This is a genomic window from Ruegeria sp. AD11(2025) (assembly GCF_056542405.1).
In genome coordinates this window covers 1-695 of sequence record NZ_JBQFZU010000133.1, presented here as the reverse complement: position 1 = coordinate 695, position 695 = coordinate 1, and the positions used below count along the sequence as shown (strand labels likewise).

Below are 695 nucleotides of genomic sequence, written 5' to 3'. Positions count from 1 at the left end.
TGGCGCGACCCCGGACCCGCCAACGGCAGGCTCCTCCTTCCGGGACCGCGCGCGCAGTGCTGTTGGCCTGCGCAGTGCTATGTTTGACGGGTCGGATCATTGGTCCTTTTTTGACTCCGAGTCAATTATCAGCCTCGATTTCACTTAGTTCACGCTCACGCGCACGGGTTCTTGTGTCCGCCAGCTTTCGTTTTCAAAACTGAGAACAAAACGACGCGATGGTGGAATTTCAATGTAGGTCACCTCGGATCCATCCGCGAGTTCCACGAAGTACTCGTCAGGCAAACCGGCATCAGTTTTTTCCGCGAATGCAACCATTTGAGACAAAGTGTTTCGAAAGTGCGATATCAGATCAGCAGACGGGTCACGCAACTGCAATTCACTTCCCAGTTCTGAACGAAAGACCGCCAACATCACCTCCCGAGTGTTTGACCCACTAGAAATCTCAAAAAAATCGAGAGCCTCAATTGGGGTGTTGGTTGGACCGAATATAATCGCGTAGATGTCGAGATTCCCGGACTCACTCATGGCTCACAGCGGAATGTTGTCGTGTTTCTTCCATGGGTTCTTCAGTTGCTTGCCGCGCAGGCTTGCAAAGGCTTTTGAAACCCGGCGCCGGGTCGAATGCGGCATGATCACTTCATCAACAAACCCGCGTTCCGCAGCAACAAAGGGGTTGGCAAAGCGGTCTTCAT

2 protein-coding genes are annotated in these 695 nt (G+C 52.8%); both read right to left on the bottom strand.

Annotation, left to right across the window (positions count from 1 at the left end; all coding sequences use genetic code 11):
- Nucleotides 1–144: 144 nt before the first annotated feature.
- A complete protein-coding gene (locus ACR1XY_RS24710; protein WP_480597494.1) occupies nucleotides 145–528 on the bottom strand; it encodes a hypothetical protein in 384 nt (127 codons plus the stop codon).
- Between the two features lie 3 nt (nucleotides 529–531).
- Nucleotides 532–695: carboxyl transferase domain-containing protein (locus ACR1XY_RS24705; RefSeq protein WP_480597496.1), on the bottom strand; the 164-nt coding region annotated here is incomplete at its 5' end.

Excerpts from the sequence above, each read along its gene's own strand:
- ACR1XY_RS24710 (WP_480597494.1), bottom strand. The coding sequence starts at position 528 with ATGAGTGAGTCCGGGAATCTCGACATCTACGCGATTATATTCGGTCCA.